A 19,272-nucleotide genomic window follows, 5' to 3' on the forward strand; every position below is an offset into this window, starting at 1 on the left:
CACTGCTGCGTTGATGGTTGTCCGTAAGCGTGTGAAGTGCCTTAGCCTCGCAGCCAGGTCGTCATCTTCACGAGTTCGTCGGGAGCGCCGGCAGACGCCGCGACCCATTTCGTTTTCGTGCCGCCGATCGTTTCCATCGCCTCCGATGCGACCGTCTGCCCGATGTTGACCGCGTACGTACCCGCGCCGCCCATGCCGGTCAACTGCCCGATCACCGCGGTGCCATCGGCCACGCTCGCGCCAGTAATGGCGTCTCCGACACCAATCTCGCCCGAGTCGACATCGGTCACGGTCAGCGTGCCGCCAGAACCGGTGATCTCAGTCGAGTCGATCGATTGCGCAATGCTCACCGCGTACGTGCCGTCCGTGTCCACACCGATGATCTCCGTGCCATCGGCGACACCCTCGCCGCTGATCGTCTGCCCGACGCTCAGCACGCCAGACGTAACTGCCGTCACCGTAAGCGTGTTGCCTTCGATCGATCCGGTGACGACGTTCGGATCGATTTGCCCGGTGACGCTCGCGCCCGCCCAGTTCTTGTCGAAGCGGATCTGACCCGTCGAATTGTTCGCGTACGCCGGCTGGTCGCGAGCGCTCGTTGCGTCGCCGTCATTGCGAACCCAGAAGCCACCCGCGCTGAACAGCGTGATCGGAGAGCCCACCGGCATCACGAGGCCATACTCGGCGAGGAACGCGGTGATCAGTGCCTGCTGATCGCGACGAACGAAGCCCGAGGGCTCGCCCGCGCCATAGCTGTTCACGCGTCGTGGATCGACCGGATCCAGCCAGGCGAAGCGGCCGACCGTCACGCCGTTGCCACCGGCAATCAGCGCGGCTTCGCCCGCGTTCACCGTCGCTCGCGGGTTCGAGTCGCAGAAGTCGCCGAGTACTGCCGGCGCCGCCTGCACATTTACCTGTCGGGGAAAACTCATAATCTGCTCCTGAGATGGGACCGAGGGTTAGCGGCCGAGGCGGTGGACGTTCGGAAAAACCTCTTCCATGTCGTTTGGCGGTGCGATCGCCGAATCTTCCGCGATGCGGTGCCGCGGCTGCTCGCCGCCCGGTTTCGGTTGGGCGAGCAGGATTGCCTTGTAGGCGCTCGGGTGGACGTCCTTGATGTCCACTTTCAGCACCTCAAGTGCGCCCTTGTAGACGCCGTCGGCACTGTCCATGGCGGTGAGCTTGCCGACGTACGGCTTCACCGCTTCCTCGGCCTCCTGAATCGCGCGCAGGCGCGCGATGGTGGCCTGCTCGGTCTCCGCTCGCGCGGCATCGACGGCCACCTTGATCGCCTTGTCCATAGCCGCTCGGTTCATCGGGTTTTCCTCCTTATTGGTCTGATCGCCCGGAGTCGCGTTGGCTGCGCCGGGGGTTTGCGGCGGATTGTCGTTCGCCGTCGGGTTCGCGGCCGCCCCGCCCTGGGCTGCCCCCGCGCCGTTCGTTTCGTCCGTCGCAGCCGGCGCCGCGGTCAGCATCGCCTGAACCTGCGCGAGATCCTCGTCGCTGATCTTGCCGCGAAGCAGGGAGAGAATCCCCTCAATCTTCGGATCAACATCGTCGGCAGCGACCTCGTCGTCATCGACCTTTTCGCCGTCGAGCGTGTCGAGCAGCTCGATCACGTCTTCGATATCGGCATCCTTGGCCAGCAGCGGCTTGATCGCCGAAGCAATGGTCGGCTTCTTCGCCAGCCAGTTGCTTCGCTTCACGCCCGCCAGAATCGCACTCAGATTCGCATTCAGGTCGGGGGCCGCATCCGCGGCGATCTTTGGCTTCAGGACAGCCAGCAAGGCCCCCTTCGCCATAACAGCTTTCTTACTGAGAGACTTGCTCACTGTCGTAACTCCCATCGGGTTGATTGAATCGGCAACCAGCACATCGGGGCCCGCACGGCCCTTGCGCACCAGCGCCACGTGGTTCGCGCGGATGTCGCGCATGACCCCGTCGTAAGCGACGCCTTCATACTCGCCGGGCGTCATGTCGGCTTTGTAGTAGTACGCGCAGCTGATTTCCTGCTGCTCGCCTGACTCGACGCCGCGAATGGCGTCCTGCACCCAGATGACGAGCGAATTGTCGAGATACGGCGCGTTGAACGCGGCGTCGGTGCCGGTCGCGCCCACAACGCATTCCGGCCTGTGGTCCTCAGCACTCACCGGCACGTGATCGTTGAGCAACGGCACGCTGTTCCACGTCGGCACCGACTTCGCCAGTTCATCCGGATCGCGCAGCAGCATGTACGCGCGATTCGGATCGAGCCCGAGCTCCTCGTAACCGACGATCTCGTCGCCGCGGTACGGGCAGACCATCGCTTTCGAGATGTGGCTGACCTCGATGCGCATGCGGCCGTCCTGATCGACGGTTCGCACGCTCGCGCGATCGAACGCCAGGCCGCGCACGCTATCCGCGGCGGTGCGCGCTCCGACCGACGTCTCGATCGTTTCCTTTACTCCGGGGTGAAGCGGCTGCGGCGGATTGTCGAGTGGAGCCCAGCGGAACGCGGAGTGCTCCTCGACCTGCAACCGTGGCTTGAACTTCCGGATGACGTTCATGCGGAACGTCACGAAGTCCACACCGTCGAGGTCTTCGACGCTGCTCATCAATCCAAGCTCGCCATACGGCATCGCGCCGATTTCCTCGCGCGTTTCGCGAATTGCCGTCTGTTCGGGCGTTTCGCTGCCGTCCGACTTGCCGCCCGGAAAATCCCATTCGCCCGGATGGTTAGACGTTGAGCTGCGCAGCAGAAACAACGCTTCGCGCTGCGGCGTCAGCAGGCAGATGCCGGCGCCCTTGATGCGCTCGTCTGCTGCCATCGATGCTTTCTTTCCCATGCGAAAAAAAGCCCGCACGAGGCGAGCTGTCTGAACCTTACTGTTGGATGGTGTGCGCGCTAATCGGCGTCCGCCGTCGCGGCTTTGATCGTCGAAGCGAGCAGCGGACGTGAGGCGGTACCGGTGTCGCTGAGCGTGAGCGCAGGCAGGATCGACCGCGACACGCAACGGCAGTTAATCAACTGCCCGGGAAAGATGTATTCGCCGTCGATCAGCATTCCCTTGTCTATATCGAAGATCTTCCCGTCTGCTTCCAGGTGCGACTTGCGCGGTTCCTTTCCGCCGTGGCTGTGCAACCATTTCGCCTGCGTGATGCCGAGCGACCGTTGCCGCACCCGTGTAATCGTTGCTGTGGCCTTGTTGTTCTGGTCACGCGCGATCAGAGCCGCGCGCCGCCGCGTCACCCCGTACCGCTGCTGCAACTCATTCGTCAGGGTTCCGAGATCGCGTCCGGTCGAGACGCTGCGCATCACCAGCCCTTCGACCTCGCTCAAATGCTGCGACGCGATCGATTTGATCAGGCCGATTTGCTCGCCGATCGTCGCCTGCATTACGTCGTTGGCCTCGCGCGTCATCGTGAACTCGACGGCAAATCCACTGCGCTTCAGGATCGACTTCAATGAGCTGTCGACGCGCGCGGTGGCATTCGTTGCGAAATACTTAGCCAGTTCCGGCGCGGCTTCGTCAAAGCGTTTCAACCACCGGATCGCCAGCTTGCGCATGGCCGCGCGCAGCGCCATCGCAGGACTCATTGCGTCCTGGGCGATCTCCGGCGAGTTAGCGCGGTAGCTAGCCCGTAGCCAGTACAGCAGGCTCGCGTGCATCTCGTCGACGAGCGCTTCGAGCTTCCGGCGGTATGCCGCTTCGAGTCCCGCGTTCGGGTGTATGGCGCCAAGCACGATCGACCGCCGGCGTGCCGGCGCGCGCGTCATGCTGGCACCATCTGCGGCTGGTTCTCGTGCTCCTCCAGCCCGAACTCGTTCGGGCCCGGTCGACCGCTCTCGGTGACGGGCTCCGGCAGTTCACGGTCGAGATCAAGCGCCGGATACGGCGAATCCTCCTCGTTCGAGATACGCGTGCGGCGCTCTACGGGGAAAAGCACGCCAGCCTCGATATCGTTCCGGTCCGTCTCCGAGTTGAGTTTGCGGATGTTCGCCTTCTGCTCCTCGGTGATGACCTTGAGTTGGTTCCAGGCGAACCCGATTTCCGGGTCGATCTCGCCGAACAGCGACAGCTGCACGAGGTTGAGAATCTTCGACACGTGCGGCGTGTATATTTCCTGATTCGCCGCAATGGTGTCCTGAAATACTTCGATCTCGTCCTGACTGGAAGCGTTCAGGCCGGCCGGCGTGATGCCGGTGAGGTACACCAAAGGAAGCCCGGATGGTGCGCACTGCTGTTCCTGCGACTGCGCCTGCAGCTTGTCGAGGCCGCCGAGGGGCGCCGACACGTTGCTGAATTCCTCGGTGTCTTTGTTGATCGCGTTCACGCCGTGGTTGTCGCGCGCGAGATTGAAAATCTCCATGCGGTTGTAAAAGTTTTCCGCGCCACCGCCTGCGATCACTTGCGCCATGTCTGTCGCAAGCGTCCACACCGTGAATGCATGAATTAGGTCCGACACCGACTGCCGCGTGCGGAGCCAGTTATCGACATAGGGCTTCATCATCTGCGTGAGCGACAAGCCGGCGAAGGCGTACGCTGGCTTCAGAATGTCCGGTACCTCACGCGAGACGATTGTCAGCAGGCGGCTCGAATGAATTTCCTTACCCATCACGAACCAGCTTTCCGGCTTGTAGAACGTCGGGTCGAGCGGATCGTTGGCGTTGAACCGGTTCGGATATGTCCAGATCGGCTCGATCACGGTTAGGCGCTTGATCGAGCCTTTGCCGACCTTGACCGGCGACTCGACGAGTTCCGTTTTCAATTCGTCGCGCGCGTCGGGCCCCGACCCTGTGCCGAGGTCGATGTAGATCTGCGAGCGACCGAAAAACCCGTCCTGCTCGATCGCCTCGCGCATCTTCGCGCGAACGTTCAAACGCTTGAACTCCGCCTCGATCTGTTTGATCTTGTCGGACTTGTCTTTCTCCCCCGTCGCCTGAATCTTGATCCACTTGCGCGTCATCTCGCGCGCATACACCTCGGCGGGCTTGCGGAACTCAGGGATTTGCGCCCAGTTCGCCAGCGTGGCGAATCCGGGGAACGCATAGCCTTCGCCGAAGGCAGCATTGACGTTCTCGAGCAGCCCCATCGCCGACGCGGCATTCGCGTCGAACGCCGCATCCATCGCGATGCGCGCGCCAGTGTCGCCTGTCGGCAGCACGCCCTTCATCGGCTCGTACGGCCGGAAGACGTTGCGGCTGGATGGCTTCTTACGCGTCGGCGACTTCGCGCGCATCGCGAGGACGGCCTCGGCCGATACCTTCATCGCGATGGCCTTCACCTGCTCGGCCGGCGCGTTCTGGCTCACCTGCTCCGCCATGCGGTTTTTCTTGCGTTGCCTGCGGTTCATGTACGTGTTCGACCCATTCGGGCAAATTGCTTGACTGTGTCCGCGCTGACCACCATCGGCCCCGCTCCACCCAGCATGTCGGCGATTGCATCCACCATCGGATCAATCTGGTCATCGTGCTCATGCGTGTCGTCGGGTGTGAATGCTTCACACTCGCCAATAAAGTCGTTCACCCACGGCGCGTTGAGCGGCACGTAGACGTTCCCCGAATCGATATGACTCACGACGTCCATCACCCGCGTGAGCTTGTCCTTGTCGCGGCCAATGCCCACCACCGGCACGCCGCCCTCGGTCTTCACTTCCTGAATCAGACCGGTACCGCTCGCCTTGTCCTCGACAACCATCTGACGCAGCACTGGCGCATCGGGGTCGCCCGCGCCGATGGCAGCGTGCTTGTTCCAGAAGTCCTTCGCGCGCCGTTTGAGCTCGGGCGCTTCCCACTTCCCTCGCACCAGGTCGATCAGGTAGATGTGGTTGTCGTAACCGTGGCCCCAACACTCGAGCACGCTGTAGTCGTGGCGCTCCTCGGTTTTTTGCGCGGTGTCCGCGTACACCTTCCGGTACCGCAGGCGCGGCAGCACCTCATAGCGGCCGAACTTGGCACCGTGAATAATCCCGCCGCCGAGCGGCGTCGGCCGCTGCTGATACTGGCCCGAGAACACGAACCGGTCAGCCTTCTCCGTGGCGAGCAGATCGTCCAGCGGCTCCTTGTACGGCCAGTACGAAAAACGGCCGTGTTCGTCGCGCTCGTCGCTGTCGACGAGCTCCTGAATGTGCTCGGGCAACGTCTCGACATAGGCGTCGTCGATCAGCGCCGGGATCTCGATGTACTCCCAGTCGCCCGGCACCTTTCCGGATCTGATGAAGCCGGTCGGGTCCTCCTCGGCCAGCCGCTGCATGATGACGATGATCGGCGTGTCCGGAGTTGCTTTCCGGCTCTTGACCGTCGAAATCAGCCTGCGATTGGCCTTGTTGCGCGCCGGCTTGCTGTACGCGTCCTCGACCTTCAGCGGGTCATCGATGATGATCGCGCCCTGCCAGCCCTCGGCCATGTGGCCGGCACGAAAGCCGGTGATCTGGCCGCCAAGCGAGACCGCGTACACGCCGCCCGCTTTCCGGCCGTCGGCCATCACGTTCCAGCGCTTCTTCGACTTCGCGTCGTCAGCGATGGTCAGAGGCCACAGCGCCTGATATTCGTCCGATGCGACGATCTCCTTCGCCGTCTCGCTGTTGAGCAGCGCTAGGTCGTCGGAATACGAGATGTGCAGGAAGCGCGCACGCGGATTTAGCGCGAGGCCGCGGGCAATCAGGTTGATCGCGACCAACTCGGTCTTCGACGAGCCCGGCGGCACGTTAATGACGACGTTCTTCAGCTCGCCGCGAATCACGCGTTCGACCGTGTCGGCGATCAGGACGTGGTGCCAATTGACACGAAACTTGATGCCCTGCCGGTGCTTGAAAAAAAACCTGCTGAAGAACAGGTGACTTTCTTCGCATTTCGCCTTGGTTACGCAACGCTCAAGCTCCGCCTCAGTACTTCTCTTCGAGCTTCTGGACAACGGCTTTGACTGCATCTTCATTCACGACCGTGGTCCTGTTCTCGACGGGCGCACCGTCCTTACCCGTCAACTCGACACTTTGCGGCGGCTCCTTCATACCCAAGCGCACCTTCGCAAGGAAGATCGCGACGCCCGGAGCGGGCTTCGTCTTGGACGTCGCCATGCGGAACAGGCTCTGGCGCAGCGCGATATCTGCTTCGAGCTGCCCCGTTTCGATCTCGCTCTTGAAGTGCTTCCGAAGCGTCGGCTTGCTGATCTGCATGACCTTGCAGATGTCGGCTTGGGGCACGCCGATGCCGACGAGCGTCTTCACCTTCTGCCGGTCACCATCCGTCGGCTCGTACGGCGGGCGCCCATTCCTTGACATATCGAATTTGAGCTCTATGTTGTCGCGTTATTCAATCGGCGCTCTCGTACCTGATCGAAGGTCTCTCCGGTTTCCTCGAGCATGGCGTGACCTTTTGTAGTCGCCTCCCACCGCAGGATTGCCAAGTCAACGTCACGAGGCGCAAGCTCGACGCCAACTCCGCAGCGCTCCGCGTGCGTCGCTGCGAGGATCGTCGATCCGCTTCCGCAAAACGGGTCGAATACAACCTCGCCGGGGTCGCTGTAGACCAACGTGAACCATTTGGGTAGGCCGACAGGAAATGCAGCTGGATGGCCAGTCGCCTGATGGGTCGAGGCGAATGTCGGCAGCCTGTTACCCGGATAGGCAAGGCCGGGGGATGTTCTCCCTTCAAACCACTCGTGGCCCGGGATTCCCTGCGCGGCTGCATTTGACAGACTTCCGTTCTGCGCCCACGTCGTGTTGCCCGCCCCCTTTCCGATGGCTTTCGGCACATCGTCCGAAGCCTGCTGGACCCGCTCGGGCCTCATCTTCCAGTCACCACGCGCGAACTGATAGACGGGCTCAAATTGATTCTTGAAGCGGCGCACGACCTGCTTCGGCACACCGTTGCGCTCCCAGCAAAACTCTGTGGCGAAATGCCACCCCCATTCCCTGGCGTGCGCGAGCACAAGGTCGAAAACGTACAACTCGGTATCAAGCCCCTCCGCAGCGGCCTTGATGTTCACGAACCAACTTCCGTCAGCGTTGATGTGGCGGGCTACGTTCGCTGCAACGGGCGCGAACCAGCGCACGTATTCAGACGGCTTGATGGGTTCGAATCCACTGCTCGGGTCGTAGACTCGCTGTTGCGCATAGGGAGGTGACGTAAACGCGACCTGTATGTGACGGCCTTGCAAGGCCCGGTCAACGTCCTCGCAGCTACGACAGTCGCCGCACAACAGGCAGTGATCGCCCATGCGCCAAAGATCTCCGCGCATGGTCACCGCCGTCGCCCGAAGATCGATGTCCGGCTCCGCCGTCTCATCACCGCCAACGACTTGCTCGTGGGCGATGTATAACTCATCGAAACCTGCGAGACGTATATCGAAGTCGATCGACTGGAGGTCGCGCAATTCGATCTGGAGGAGTTCATCATCCCACTCAGCAACCTCCGCAAGCCGATTGTCCGCGAGCATGTACGCCCGCTTCTGCGCCTCAGTCCAACCACGCGCGACCATCGTGGGCGCCGACTCGAGGTCTAGCTGGCGAGCAGCCAGCACACGACCGTGCCCCGCGATGAGATTGCCGTCCTCATCGACAAGGATCGGGATCGTCCAACCCCATTCGCGGATCGACGCCGCAATCTGTGCGATCTGCGCGTCGCTGTGCGTGCGAGCGTTTCTTGCACTGGGCACCAGCTTTTTGATCGGCCAGCGTTTCACCTGATCGGCGGGCCAGGCGCGGTTCTCGGACATTTCTTTCCTCCATCGCCCCTATTTGATAGGGGAAAAAAACCCGTAAAACGAATCGCGCGCAGCAACGAAAAAGCCCGCTGGCTTGCGCTCAGCGGGCTTTTGGTCGCACGTATGACGTGTATCGAATACTGCGGATTATTGTGCACGAAATGCACCGCGTCAAGCCGTCACGGCAGTCTCCAGCAATCGAAGTTCGCCAAAACGCCGCTCCATTGCAGCCCACGCGACCTCTTCGACGCCTTTTTCGTCGCTTTTCTCGCTGCCTTTCCGACCGGCTTTCCTGCTGCCCTCGATCCATCTGCGTACTGCGGAATTCTGGGCACTGACCGTGTTCCGGTGAGCACCGCACTCATCTGCAATGTCGTTCAGGCTCTTCCGCTGCTTTTTCGACGTGAAGATGTTCTCGATAATCGTCCGCCGCACGCGGTAATGCGAGAAGCCCGACACGAACGCGGTGGACGCCTCGGTAAGCCAGGTGATTGCCGCGCGCCACTCCTCGTTCGGACGGCGCTTGCTGCAGCATGGCCGGCCGCAGCTGCACGGGGTGTCGTGCGGTGCTGTTCGGGCGATCAGCACCGCGAGATGCAGATCAGGCAGCTCCCACATTTCTCGGCGGATCTGACCGGACTGGCCCGCACCGTCCAGCCCGACGAGCCCCATGCCCTTCTCGACCGACTCGCCCTTCAGTCGCTTGGCCATCATCGTTTCGCCATATTGCTGCGTCGAATAGCAAAGCGCGAATCGCACCGCGTCGAACGCGCTCTTGAACTGAATCTCGTCCATCATCTGCACTCCCGTAGATCCTCACCCTTGCCGCGTCAGCAGCTCACGCGCCGCTGCGATCGCCGAACCGTCGCGGACCATCTTTCCCGTGACGCGCACCACGCGCCAGCCGGCGAGCGTCGCGGCCAGATACTTCCGTGCGTCCTGCTCGAACCCGGCGCCGCGCGTATGCCGGCCGCCGGAATGAATGCCGCCCTCGACCTCAACCGCGACGCGCTGCTCGGGCCAGCAGAAATCGAAACGCCACTTGCGCAGCGGGTCGAACTGATACTCGCGCGTCGGCGCTGGGAGTTTGTCGGCGCGCACGTGCAGCGCGAACAGTTCCTCGATGGCGCTGGGCGGCGCTGGTGCTTTCCGCTTCGGCGCGGCGCCGACCATCTGGCGAATCGCCTGCTCAAGTGGTGCCGGCGTGGATGACACCAGCACGCGCGCCGCGTTCGAGATCTCTTTGCGAATGCGCGTGGCGCTCGAGCGGCGCGTCGTGCTCATCCCTCACCTCGCAGCGCTGGCTGTTGAGACAGGGCGTCACGCGCTTTCTCGTGCGCTGCTTCGAAGCGCTCAACATCAAACGTGACGAGCGCACCGTCGACTCGATCCCACGTAGACCCGTACATGTTCGACAACTCTTGCAGAGCCTCGCGAAGAATTGCCGCATCCCTGATCGGCGCTCCATCCTGGGGTGGGGTGAGCGCGGCGGCAAGCATCTTGCGGTAGATCGCCCCAATACTCCATGCGGAATCGTAGCGATGGCTCTGTCCGACGAAGGTCATCTGGTCGGTCGGCTCGGCCGGAACCAACTTCCAGCCATCCGGCACTCCCGCCTGCCCAGTCGCCTGAGCGCTTGCAGCGGCGCGGCGGTTCCATGCGGCGATTGCCGCGGCATCGGATGCGTGCCGCATCGTCGCACCGTCACATTCTTCGCACTGGACGTAATGCTGTGGATCAACATATGACGACCCGAAACTACCGATCGTCACTTCGTCGGAGCCGCAAAACGGGCACGGCTTCAGTTCGTCGCTCACCGCTTGCGCGCAGTCGTGGGATGGGGTCATGGTTGGTTCCATTCGATAAGCGGCTGGTCAGCGCGCACGTAAAGGGGATGACGCGGCGACCCGTCTTTTGTCGTGCCGAGACACCAGAGACGTGCGCCTGCGTCTGTCAAAATGCTGGCGACGCGCACGGCACGATCCGGCTTCGCATTCGAGCCCCACGCACATACGACGTCGCCGCACTCTCGGGCGAAGTTCCACAAGTAGTCGTCGTTGTCGGGGCCGACCGGGTCGGGATGCGCCCACAGGGCGGCCGGATTCGTCGAGCGCAGCGCATAGACGTTCGCGACGGCCAAGCCGTTGCAATCCCAAAGCTTGGCGAAGCCACGGCAGCGCCGAATAGTCGGGTCGTCGAGGCTGGCGTCTGCGGTGCTCGGGTTGAGCATCAAGAACAACGCGGTCGACTTCATCGGCGCCATTGATTCAGCCTGGCGCTTCAGCAAGTATCGATAGCTACCACAAGGGCTGATAATCGCGCTCATGCTAGGATTCCTCTCATCATGGGGAGACGGACATGACAACGCACTTGTTTCATGAGTTTCCGCAGGACGAACAAGATGATGTGACGGCCGCCGCGGCTGCTGAAGGATTCGACATTGGCGAATTCACTATCTTTGATGAAGAACAGTATCCTGCTCGCGGAACTGTTGGGGCGATCCGACGACAAGTCACAGTGACCCGGCTGATCAACAACACAATCAGGATCTACGACGCCGGCCATGGCACTGCCTGGACGGTCGAATTCGAGCAGGATTTGGCCGCCGGCGCGTTCGGCCCGTGACATCTCTTTCAACTTCACTTCTTTTCTCCAGTAGTCGGTGCGGCATCGCGCAGGAGGTCCAGTGCAAAGCTAACGATGCCGTGCCATGTGAAACGCTTGTAGCCGTTCTGGCTGTCCACCATGTGCTTCTTCGCAAGACGAATTGCGAGCGCTCCGATGGGCTCGCCTGTCGGAGCCACAGTCGCGGCAGCTTGGGGAGCGGTGGCTTGCGATACTGCCTCGCCCTCGCTTCGCCCAATTGCGCGACCTTCGTTGAAGCCGCGCTTGTATGCTTGCTGTTCGATCTCTTCTTGGTCGCACGCCGCGCGCTCATCGGACTGCACTGCCACAGGGTTCGCTTCCATCATCACCACTCCAATCGTTAAAAACCGTTATCAATTGCTATCCGTCACCGATTGCGATGCACCTGAACATTTCTGAACATTCGCCGCATGTGTCGGGTGTGCACCCTCGGGAAACGTCAGTCCCAATGCGGCGTACGCTACGCGGTAGACGTTCGTCGGCTTCGGCGGCCGCCCTGCCTCGTATTCGTCGACGAGCTTGCGCGCCCATGCTTCGGATCGGAAGTCATGGTCAGAACGGAATCCCGTCGAAGTACTCGACGCGCTGCATCGCGACAGCGCAGTACGACATTTCAGCCCCGAGCACGAAAAACTCGCGCCCCGGATTTGAGATCGCGAGCCGCTCGGCTTCCGCGACGGCGCTGCCAGCGCTCAAGTGCCGGAAGCTCGGCGGCTTCTCGCCAGTCGGGCACCACACGATCCAGAATTTTTGCTCTTCGGTTTTCGTGCTCATGACGCGTGACCTCCGCGCAAAACTGCGCTAACCGGCACAAGGCCGTTCCGGCGCGCATCCGGAAAGTGTTCCGCCCACCATGACCCGTCGCCGGCCGCGTTGAACACGCGCAGCTTGAATTCGGCATCCGGCTCCCCGTCCATCTGCTCGACGTCGAGCTCGCGACCGTACGCAACGATCCCCGACCAGCTTCGATGCCATGGCCCCGTCGATGCCGTCGGCGCCGCAGATGCCGCGCGGCGTGCAGCCAGCACATCGCCGAGCAGGGAGTCGATGAACCCAACGTTGATCGGCTGCGAGGAAGCCGCCTTCGAGCGCCTCGCGACCGCCTTGCCGACGGCTGTTGAGACGTCCACTGGCGTTGCGCCGACCGTGAGCCAGCTTTCGATCCGCGCGTCGTCATCGTCAACCGCGATGCCGTTATTCCGTAGCGCTTCGACGAGAGCGGCGGCAGGCGGCGACTCGCCATTGCACGCGCAACCACTGTCGGTTGTTATGCCGCTGCTGCTAGGGTTTACATATCCTTCTCCCTGTCCCTGTCCATTAAGAGCGTTTTCCGGTGGATTTCCTCTGGCCGCTTTTGCCTTTCCGCTGGAAGGTTGGGAGTTTTCCGCCGGAAACAGATCGCGTTCCATCGGAAACCCCATTGCTATCCATGTGTCTAGATCCGGAATTTCCAGCGGAACAAGTCCGATTTCCACGCGCTTCTTATTCTGTTTCCGAACACGGTCCTCAAGTTTGCCGTAGACGTGACGGTGCTTCGCGCGCCACGACTCGTTCGCTTTCTCCGCGACGACCGGGTGATAGAGGCGCCCATCAGAACACTTGATCCAGCCACGCAACGCACCCTCTCGGACCTTCTTCCATTCAGCCACGACTCGACCGTAGCCGGCCAGCTGCGATAGCACGCGGTCGTCGTCCGGCAACGATGCCGCCGGAACCTGATGCCACGACGCACACCACAACAGCACGGCACTGCGGAATTCCTCGCCGGTAGATAGCGCGGCGATATCGCTGTCACGCAGGCGCACAACGTCAAGCGGCATAAACGCAAAGTCGCGTAGGTCGCAATCCGCGGGTGTCAGCGGGTCCGGTAGTTCTCTCATTCGCACAGCCCATATGCAGACGCGCATGCCGTCGCCGGCGCCGCGTCCGCGAGTAAGTCGTATTGGCGGCCGCCCCAAGTTGTCTTGGCCCACTCCACGACTTCCAGAATCGTTGTCGCCTGGCCGGCGTGGCCCTGCGTGCCTCGGTGGAAAAACGACACCGGGGAATCACGACGGCAGACGAGCGAGACGATTCGCTCCCATTCGGCTACACGTGCGACGTGTTGAGGGAATCGACGCGCAATCGCGGCCAATTCAGCTTTTGAGCAGTTGATGCAGGGCATGCAGCCGACGCGTGTCATGCCCTGCAAGTACAGCGGATTCGGTTCGATACCGGCCAGCGCGTGAGCTTCGAAGACGTTGCCCACGTTCCAACGCAGAATCGGTCGATAGATGGAGAGACCGCCTCCGACTACTTCGAATGCTCGGACACAAGCACCGGTACCCTGCAGCCTGGATCGTCGGGACTCGCTTTCATCTATTCGCACGCCCTGCCACGACCAAACCGCATACCCTTCGTCGATGCGCGCGAGCGCGTACTCGGTCAGTGGTTCGGTTTTCAGGTATTCGGTACAGAACTGGCGCTTGCGCGAGGGAAAGCCACCACGGACCATGCACAGATCGAGAAACGGAATACCGGTCGGATGCAGTACTTCCAGCGCGCCTGCGGCGAGCTCCCGTGTCCAGTGGTACCGAAACTTCCGGCGCCCGTAGACCGCCGATTCTGGCTCGCCGGCTGCGATCCGCGCCAGATTCGCGCGCTTCGTCGCGAACTCGTCGACGAACGAGGCTCGCACCACGTCGACTGTTATACCGAGAGCGCGCGGCAGATAGTCGAGCGCGTATTCGTAGGTCGATTCGTGCTCATTGCCAGTGTCGGCGAACACGAAACGGCAGTTCTCCCGGCCGTGCAATTCGATTGCGACGAGAGCGGTAGCCGTGCTGTCCTTGCCGCCGGACATTGAGACGACGTGGAGTGTCGGACGCTCGTTCACGCGATCTCCAATGCAAATGCCTGCTGAATCGGCGCCGTTGAGCGCTCCCAAAACGTTGGCGACTGGTAAATCTCGATCCGTTCGCGCATTACCTGCGCACGCGATTCCTTCGTCGGCGGCGTGTACGGACCGCGCCACGCGCCATCCATTCCGATGTTTCTGGCGATATTGGTGCTGTCCGCGCTCGCGAATGGGAACCGCGTGAACACGTCTGGATTCAGCATGCGGAGCCCGTGCAACTTGCACACCGGGCGTCCGTCGCGGTCACACACGACGTCCATTGCTTCAGACATTCGCGTGTACCAGGCCGCGGTGCCGACCTTCGCGAACTCGCCCGAGCTGCCAAGACAGACACGCGGCCACGTTGACGCAAGGCGTTCAAGCCGTTCGAGGCTTTCGTGCAGATGCCAGACCGGCGCACCGATCCACGGCGCACGGAAGCGCCACGGCCACTCAGCGATCAACGCGTCATTCGCCGCCTCGTCGCCGTCAATCACGTCAGGGATAACCGCGAAGTCGAAAGACGGGTACCTGTGCAGTTCAGCGACCCACCGATAGAACCGTGACCAGTCCCGCGCAGGACGGCCGGCGCGCCATGCTGAGAACGCCCCGTTATCGACCGCGAAGGACTGACACAGGTCGATCGCGAGTCCAAGTTGCTCGGGATGCTCGAAAGAGACGAACGCGTGGCCGCCGCTGATAGCACGCGCTGAGGCGGTGGCTGGTGTAATGGGAGTGCCGTGGTAGGGAATCACGCGACCTCCAGCACAAGTCCCGAGCCGAAGTGACATCTATCGATCCAGGCGCTCATGATTGCCCGGCCCTTTCTGGTCCTGAATCGGACCCATTCATCGCCGCGCTCACGACGGCATCCCCTTCAAACGTTGCTGTCGCCGCATCTGCAGATACTTCTCGCTCATGCTTTCGAGTGCTGTCAGTTCCGTCTGGTCGACGACCATCGAATCGAGCGGCGCTATCTGTAGTCCGAGCGCGGCGAGCAGATGGGACCATCGCGGCAGATCTTCCAGCGTGCGGCTGATCGTGCTCGCGCTCACCCCCAGGCAATCTGCTGCACGCGCCTGGGTCGTGCGTGCAACGGCGCGCAAGATCTCGGTTTCGTTGCGTGCACCGAGCATGCGTGTGTTTTCAATCTCGTCGGGTGAAACTTCTTCGGTACTCATGCTTGCCTGCGATGTGAGACGCCTGCGGCTCAGCCGCGCTTTATTGAGAAGAAGGAGCTTCCAACCATGCCAGGATTCACGTCGGCTACCAGGCCATCAACATCAACCCATTTCATGAAAGGAAGCCCCTATGAGCGAAAACTCAGGAATCTCAACCACTGTGTTGCTCTCCGCAGTCGAGACACTTTTCGCGACTCACCCGAATCCCGAGCACTTGCGTCGGGCGTGGATGAAAGAAGTCGAGCGCCTTCATGCATACCGAGCCGCTCCGGGCACAAAGCCGGACCCGTCGATGTCGGCGGCTGCGTCGATTGCAGAGGCCTTGCTAGAGGCGATCCCCAGGTAGATCGCCCCCGAATCCATTCGCAAACTGCGTCCACGTCGCCGCGCTCCGCGCGACGGAACACCCCCTGCCAGTACCTGACCTCTTGTGCAGAGGGTTGCGGCCTGGCAGCCGCGTTCGCATCAATCGTGTTCATAGACAGAGGCTCCTATGAGAGAAATCGAAAAACTTAAATTGCTCGTCGCAGAACTTGAAGGACACGTCACCGCGCTCGTCGCCTTTTCCAACTCGTTGCTGAGCGAATTGCCAGAAGCAAGGCGCCTAGCCATCGCCACGAAATTGGAATCGCAGTGCGAGCAGACGTCGGCGTTCCTTTTGGGGCAACCGGACCCTTATGCTGAGCGGCAGATTGCAGCGCTCCAGCTGACGCGGGATACGATCCGAGGCGACGACGGTTCTCAAGCCAGAAACGCATAGCCGAGAGAGTCGCCGGCTCGACGCATGCGGTGCCGACAGAGACGCGTCCTCGCATTACGGAGGCGCGCTGCGACCGCCGGCCACGAACTGGTTTGAACGCGAGTTGCTTTCTCACGCAGCCTCCTCGGTAGCCGGAACGGTCAGCATCCGGCGGCTAAGCTTTTCAACGTGCTGGATATCTTCGCGTCGCGTTACAACGATCGCTGCTACCGCATAACCAGTTAGTGATGCCGTGGCAGCGAGTGGATGAACCCGACCGGCCGTCGTGATGAAGTAGCTCTCGACCGGCGTATCTGCTTCATTGGTGGCGCGGCCCAACAGCCACCGAAGAAGCCGTAAGTAGAGTCGCTTCATCACGCTGGCTCCTTTGTATAGGGGCGAGGGTTCCGGCTCTCGCCAGTAGAATCGCAGTCACCACAACCTGATCCACCCTTTTTCAAGGAACCCCCATGACTGATTTGCAGGCCAAGCTGGCCCAACACACGCTGAATATCCCGTGCGGAAATTGCGGCGAGAAGGTCGCGGTAACGATCGGTCGGCTCAAAGAAGACAATCACCTCGTTTGCAGCGGTTGCGGCGCCAGCACGACAGTCGAGCATGTCGAGCAGATGGAGCGCGACTTGATCGGTGCTGTCGAGGAGCAGACGGCCAAAATTCGGGCGCTCATGAGCAAACTCGGAAAGTAGCCGCGTAGCATCGCCGAGAAGGGTCTCCGCGCTCGCGGTCGAAGCGACTAGCCTGATTTGTTGGTGCATCACACCACCTCCTGCGCAACAGGAACGGGCGGCGAACCGGGCTTGTCGATCAGTTCGGGCCAGTGCTCGTGCCAGTCTGTCGGACGAAGATCCCATCGCATCAAGTAATAATCCGAACGCTGTTCGATCTTGACGCAGAGATCTGTACGAAGCCGTTGGCCACTGCTGATGGCCTTTCGGAGATATCCAATGGTCGTGCCGCAGGACCGTGAAAACGACTCCTGGTCCCGCGGCGACATCGCATTGAGAAAGAGGCGAAGTTTTTTCATGAACCAAATATTACCAAACGGTGATCTAAAAGCAATACCTTTTAGTGTTTTACCGAATGGTCATCGCCTGCCAGAATTCGGCATGAGCACAGCAGAACACCGACGAGAACGCCTCAGGCATCTGATTGACTCCCGCTATAAGGGGCGGCAAGTCGATTTTTTGAAGGACAGTGGGGAGAGTCAGAGTGAGATCTCTGGCATCCTCAACGGGCGCAAGTCGTTCGGGGAGAAGAAGGCAAGGAAGATAGAACGGACTCTGGACTTGCCGGAGGGTTGGCTCGATTCAACGACCCCAGCACGTCAACCTTCGGCAGCGGAACTGCTTTCGATGCAAGTCGAGCGGATTCGCAGCATTCTTTCTGGACGGTCCGCGCAAGATGTAGAGCGAGCGATACGCATTCTCGAAGTTGCGCTTGCTGATGAGAAAGTGGCCACCGAACCGCCTACGGAGCACATCGAACTGCAAGACCCCGAAATCAGGTCAACGGAGGGTCCAAGGAAGCGCGGAACCCGTTAGCCCCCCAGGCCGCGAAAGCGGCTATTTTTGCGCCGAGTTGATAGTTTTTAACGATTGGCTCGGACAAATCTAAGATTCGTCCTATAGAGAGGGATATATGTCACTGAAGTACTGCATCATGTGTGAGCGTCCGGTGGAACCGAAACGAAAGATTGGAATCGGGACATTGCTGCTTGTGCTCCTTACCAGCGGATTCTGGCTGCTGACGATCCCGTTCTACCAAAAGCGATGCCCTATCTGCACCGGATCATCCCTGTTAGACCCCAAGGAGATGGCAGCGATGAAGCGTGCGCAGTCCGAGCGGAGTTCGCCCTTCTAACTTAGACCAGCAGATCGACCAATCGGAGCATCTGCCTGGTTTCGCGCGCCCCGCTTTGCCTGCTTTCAAGAATAGCGTCGATCAGGCATTCGATAAAGCAGGACGCGGCAGGCTCCAGTGGACGTCCGGCGAGCGTGACAATGCCAAACGTCTGCTTGTCCATTTCGTCGCTCACCGGGATGACGCACAGGTCGTCGCGCCTTGCGCACAGTTCGATCGCCGGCCACGAGAATAAGCTGAGCATGTCGGTCTGCTGCAGCAGCGTCACCGCAATGGGGAGGGAGTGAACGTAATGTATTGCCTCGGGCTCTGGCAAACCGTGCCGCACGAAGATGTTGGCGGAATAGCTCTCGCGCCCCGGCGCTCGGGTCAGCAGCCACTCCTGATTCCGCAATTCCGCGAGTGACCGCCTGTCCGCGCAAGGATGATTCTGTCTCGCCACGACGCCAGATCTGGTGGTAAAGAGAGGCCGGAAATCGAACTCCGTACCGACTCCCTCTGGAGGCACGCGGCAAACCAGAACGGCGACACTGCCGTTGCGCAGGCGGGGAACCCCGAGCGCAAGATACCCTTCCGCGATTTCCAACTGGGTACCGGGGAGCCGCTCTCGAAGTCGCGTGAGCGTGCCCGCCAGAAAGGCCGTCGCCATCCACGCCGGCAGAGCAAACGAGAGTCTCCCACGCGGTTGCTCATGCATCGTTTGAAGATCCTCGAGCGCAAGCGCCCCCTGCCCCAAGATCGCGCGGGCGTGCTTCAGCAGAGTCTGGCCACGGGCGGTCAGCACGATCCCGTTCCCGATCCGTTGTATCAGTTGCATATGAAAGCATGCCTCCAAATGGCGGACATTTTCGGAGACCGTCGACTTGGCGATGCCAAGCATTTCTGCCGCGGCGCGAATGCTGCCGGCCTCCGCGACGGCGACCAGTGCGCGAAACCACTGTAGCCGCGCGTCGTACAGATCGATGTTCATGGTTAACCCTGAATTTTTGGCAACAAATTTTGTGCCTGAATTTTTGGGTGATGTCTTTTCGCGTATCGATCGCCCGCTTAGGCCCGTCCGGTTTGAGTTTACGGAGGTGTCCGGGATTTCCGGCCACGTCCGGAAATGCCGGCCCTTTCGCGGATCCCGGCGAACCGCTACGTTATGGACTGCTCAACAAGGCGTTCCCGTTGAGTGAAAGGCGCCAAGGCTTGAGCAAGAGGGTTTCGATATGCTGGATGTAACAAACGGCTGGACACCGGCAACAATATGCGACGCGAATAAAG

24 protein-coding genes and 1 pseudogene are annotated in these 19,272 nt (G+C 61.2%); 4 read left to right on the forward strand and 21 right to left on the reverse strand.

The window, feature by feature from the left end:
- Positions 1-41: 41 nt before the first annotated feature.
- From OKW39_RS03340 to OKW39_RS03395, 12 genes and pseudogenes are all read right to left on the reverse strand, one after another.
- Positions 42-932 carry a phage cement protein gene (locus OKW39_RS03340; protein WP_429562051.1) on the reverse strand — a complete coding sequence of 297 codons (891 nt, stop codon included), beginning with the start codon at positions 930-932 and terminating at the stop codon, positions 42-44.
- A 27-nt stretch (positions 933-959) separates the two neighbouring features.
- Positions 960-2,336: a DUF2213 domain-containing protein gene (locus tag OKW39_RS03345; RefSeq protein WP_429563445.1), complete on the reverse strand. Its 1,377-nt coding sequence runs from the start codon at positions 2,334-2,336 to the stop codon at positions 960-962.
- 156 nt (positions 2,337-2,492) lie between these two features.
- Positions 2,493-2,825: pseudogene (locus tag OKW39_RS03350) on the reverse strand (NUDIX hydrolase); the annotation flags it as partial.
- Between the two features lie 59 nt (positions 2,826-2,884).
- Positions 2,885-3,565, reverse strand: coding sequence for a phage minor head protein (locus tag OKW39_RS03355; protein ID WP_429562052.1), 681 nt, complete (start codon positions 3,563-3,565; stop codon positions 2,885-2,887).
- A gap of 188 nt (positions 3,566-3,753) precedes the next feature.
- A complete protein-coding gene (locus OKW39_RS03360; protein WP_429562053.1) occupies positions 3,754-5,334 on the reverse strand; it encodes a DUF1073 domain-containing protein in 1,581 nt (526 codons plus the stop codon).
- Positions 5,331-6,914, reverse strand: a complete 1,584-nt coding sequence (terL, locus tag OKW39_RS03365; RefSeq protein WP_429562054.1) for a phage terminase large subunit — start codon at positions 6,912-6,914, stop codon at positions 5,331-5,333. Before terL ends, OKW39_RS03360 begins: the two co-directional genes overlap by 4 nt.
- On the reverse strand, positions 6,865-7,260 hold the full coding sequence (locus OKW39_RS03370) for a hypothetical protein (protein ID WP_429562055.1): 396 nt from the start codon (positions 7,258-7,260) through the stop codon (positions 6,865-6,867). The genes terL and OKW39_RS03370 overlap by 50 nt, the downstream gene beginning before the upstream one ends.
- Positions 7,261-7,274: 14 nt before the next feature.
- Positions 7,275-8,696, reverse strand: a complete 1,422-nt coding sequence (locus OKW39_RS03375) for a site-specific DNA-methyltransferase (RefSeq protein WP_429562056.1) — start codon at positions 8,694-8,696, stop codon at positions 7,275-7,277.
- A 159-nt stretch (positions 8,697-8,855) separates the two neighbouring features.
- Positions 8,856-9,479 carry a DNA-binding protein gene (locus tag OKW39_RS03380; protein ID WP_429563446.1) on the reverse strand — a complete coding sequence of 208 codons (624 nt, stop codon included), beginning with the start codon at positions 9,477-9,479 and terminating at the stop codon, positions 8,856-8,858.
- A 21-nt stretch (positions 9,480-9,500) separates the two neighbouring features.
- Positions 9,501-9,968 carry a hypothetical protein gene (locus OKW39_RS03385; RefSeq protein ID WP_429562057.1) on the reverse strand — a complete coding sequence of 156 codons (468 nt, stop codon included), beginning with the start codon at positions 9,966-9,968 and terminating at the stop codon, positions 9,501-9,503.
- Complete coding sequence (locus OKW39_RS03390) at positions 9,965-10,531, reverse strand: Lar family restriction alleviation protein (protein WP_429562058.1); 567 nt, start codon at positions 10,529-10,531, stop codon at positions 9,965-9,967. The genes OKW39_RS03385 and OKW39_RS03390 overlap by 4 nt, the downstream gene beginning before the upstream one ends.
- Complete coding sequence (locus tag OKW39_RS03395; RefSeq protein WP_429562059.1) at positions 10,528-11,010, reverse strand: DUF1643 domain-containing protein; 483 nt, start codon at positions 11,008-11,010, stop codon at positions 10,528-10,530. Before OKW39_RS03395 ends, OKW39_RS03390 begins: the two co-directional genes overlap by 4 nt.
- A gap of 32 nt (positions 11,011-11,042) precedes the next feature.
- Between OKW39_RS03395 and OKW39_RS03400 the strand changes: the two genes are divergently transcribed.
- Positions 11,043-11,309: a hypothetical protein gene (locus tag OKW39_RS03400; RefSeq protein WP_429562060.1), complete on the forward strand. Its 267-nt coding sequence runs from the start codon at positions 11,043-11,045 to the stop codon at positions 11,307-11,309.
- A 14-nt stretch (positions 11,310-11,323) separates the two neighbouring features.
- On the opposite strand, the gene OKW39_RS03405 is transcribed toward OKW39_RS03400, so the two are convergent.
- From OKW39_RS03405 to OKW39_RS03430, 6 genes are all read right to left on the reverse strand, one after another.
- Positions 11,324-11,656, reverse strand: coding sequence for a hypothetical protein (locus OKW39_RS03405; RefSeq protein WP_429562061.1), 333 nt, complete (start codon positions 11,654-11,656; stop codon positions 11,324-11,326).
- Between the two features lie 226 nt (positions 11,657-11,882).
- On the reverse strand, positions 11,883-12,104 hold the full coding sequence (locus tag OKW39_RS03410; RefSeq protein ID WP_429562062.1) for a hypothetical protein: 222 nt from the start codon (positions 12,102-12,104) through the stop codon (positions 11,883-11,885).
- Positions 12,101-13,237, reverse strand: a complete 1,137-nt coding sequence (locus OKW39_RS03415) for a DUF1376 domain-containing protein (protein WP_429562063.1) — start codon at positions 13,235-13,237, stop codon at positions 12,101-12,103. Before OKW39_RS03415 ends, OKW39_RS03410 begins: the two co-directional genes overlap by 4 nt.
- Positions 13,207-14,205, reverse strand: coding sequence for a phosphoadenosine phosphosulfate reductase family protein (locus tag OKW39_RS03420; RefSeq protein ID WP_429562064.1), 999 nt, complete (start codon positions 14,203-14,205; stop codon positions 13,207-13,209). The genes OKW39_RS03415 and OKW39_RS03420 overlap by 31 nt, the downstream gene beginning before the upstream one ends.
- On the reverse strand, positions 14,202-14,960 hold the full coding sequence (locus tag OKW39_RS03425) for a hypothetical protein (RefSeq protein WP_429562065.1): 759 nt from the start codon (positions 14,958-14,960) through the stop codon (positions 14,202-14,204). The genes OKW39_RS03420 and OKW39_RS03425 overlap by 4 nt, the downstream gene beginning before the upstream one ends.
- A 105-nt stretch (positions 14,961-15,065) precedes the next feature.
- Entirely contained in the window at positions 15,066-15,386 is a 321-nt protein-coding gene (locus tag OKW39_RS03430; protein WP_429562066.1) for a CII family transcriptional regulator, read from the reverse strand.
- 493 nt (positions 15,387-15,879) lie between these two features.
- On the opposite strand from OKW39_RS03430, the gene OKW39_RS03435 reads away from it, so the two are divergent.
- On the forward strand, positions 15,880-16,146 hold the full coding sequence (locus OKW39_RS03435) for a hypothetical protein (protein ID WP_429562067.1): 267 nt from the start codon (positions 15,880-15,882) through the stop codon (positions 16,144-16,146).
- Between the two features lie 111 nt (positions 16,147-16,257).
- Here OKW39_RS03435 and OKW39_RS03440 read toward each other — a convergent pair whose 3' ends face one another.
- Positions 16,258-16,500 carry a hypothetical protein gene (locus tag OKW39_RS03440; RefSeq protein WP_429562068.1) on the reverse strand — a complete coding sequence of 81 codons (243 nt, stop codon included), beginning with the start codon at positions 16,498-16,500 and terminating at the stop codon, positions 16,258-16,260.
- A 95-nt stretch (positions 16,501-16,595) separates the two neighbouring features.
- On the opposite strand from OKW39_RS03440, the gene OKW39_RS03445 reads away from it, so the two are divergent.
- Positions 16,596-16,832, forward strand: coding sequence for a hypothetical protein (locus OKW39_RS03445; protein WP_429562069.1), 237 nt, complete (start codon positions 16,596-16,598; stop codon positions 16,830-16,832).
- A 68-nt stretch (positions 16,833-16,900) separates the two neighbouring features.
- On the opposite strand, the gene OKW39_RS03450 is transcribed toward OKW39_RS03445, so the two are convergent.
- On the reverse strand, positions 16,901-17,170 hold the full coding sequence (locus OKW39_RS03450) for a Cro/Cl family transcriptional regulator (protein WP_429562070.1): 270 nt from the start codon (positions 17,168-17,170) through the stop codon (positions 16,901-16,903).
- Here OKW39_RS03450 and OKW39_RS03455 point away from each other — a divergent pair.
- Complete coding sequence (locus OKW39_RS03455; protein ID WP_429562071.1) at positions 17,169-17,687, forward strand: helix-turn-helix domain-containing protein; 519 nt, start codon at positions 17,169-17,171, stop codon at positions 17,685-17,687. The two genes, OKW39_RS03450 and OKW39_RS03455, sit on opposite strands and share 2 nt — an antisense overlap.
- A 320-nt stretch (positions 17,688-18,007) precedes the next feature.
- On the opposite strand, the gene OKW39_RS03460 is transcribed toward OKW39_RS03455, so the two are convergent.
- On the reverse strand, positions 18,008-18,976 hold the full coding sequence (locus OKW39_RS03460; RefSeq protein ID WP_429562072.1) for a LysR family transcriptional regulator: 969 nt from the start codon (positions 18,974-18,976) through the stop codon (positions 18,008-18,010).
- Between the last annotated feature and the right edge of the window lie 296 nt (positions 18,977-19,272).

Origin of the sequence: Paraburkholderia sp. MM6662-R1 (assembly GCF_050436245.1) — a bacterium.
Classification (GTDB): domain Bacteria; phylum Pseudomonadota; class Gammaproteobacteria; order Burkholderiales; family Burkholderiaceae; genus Paraburkholderia; species Paraburkholderia tuberum.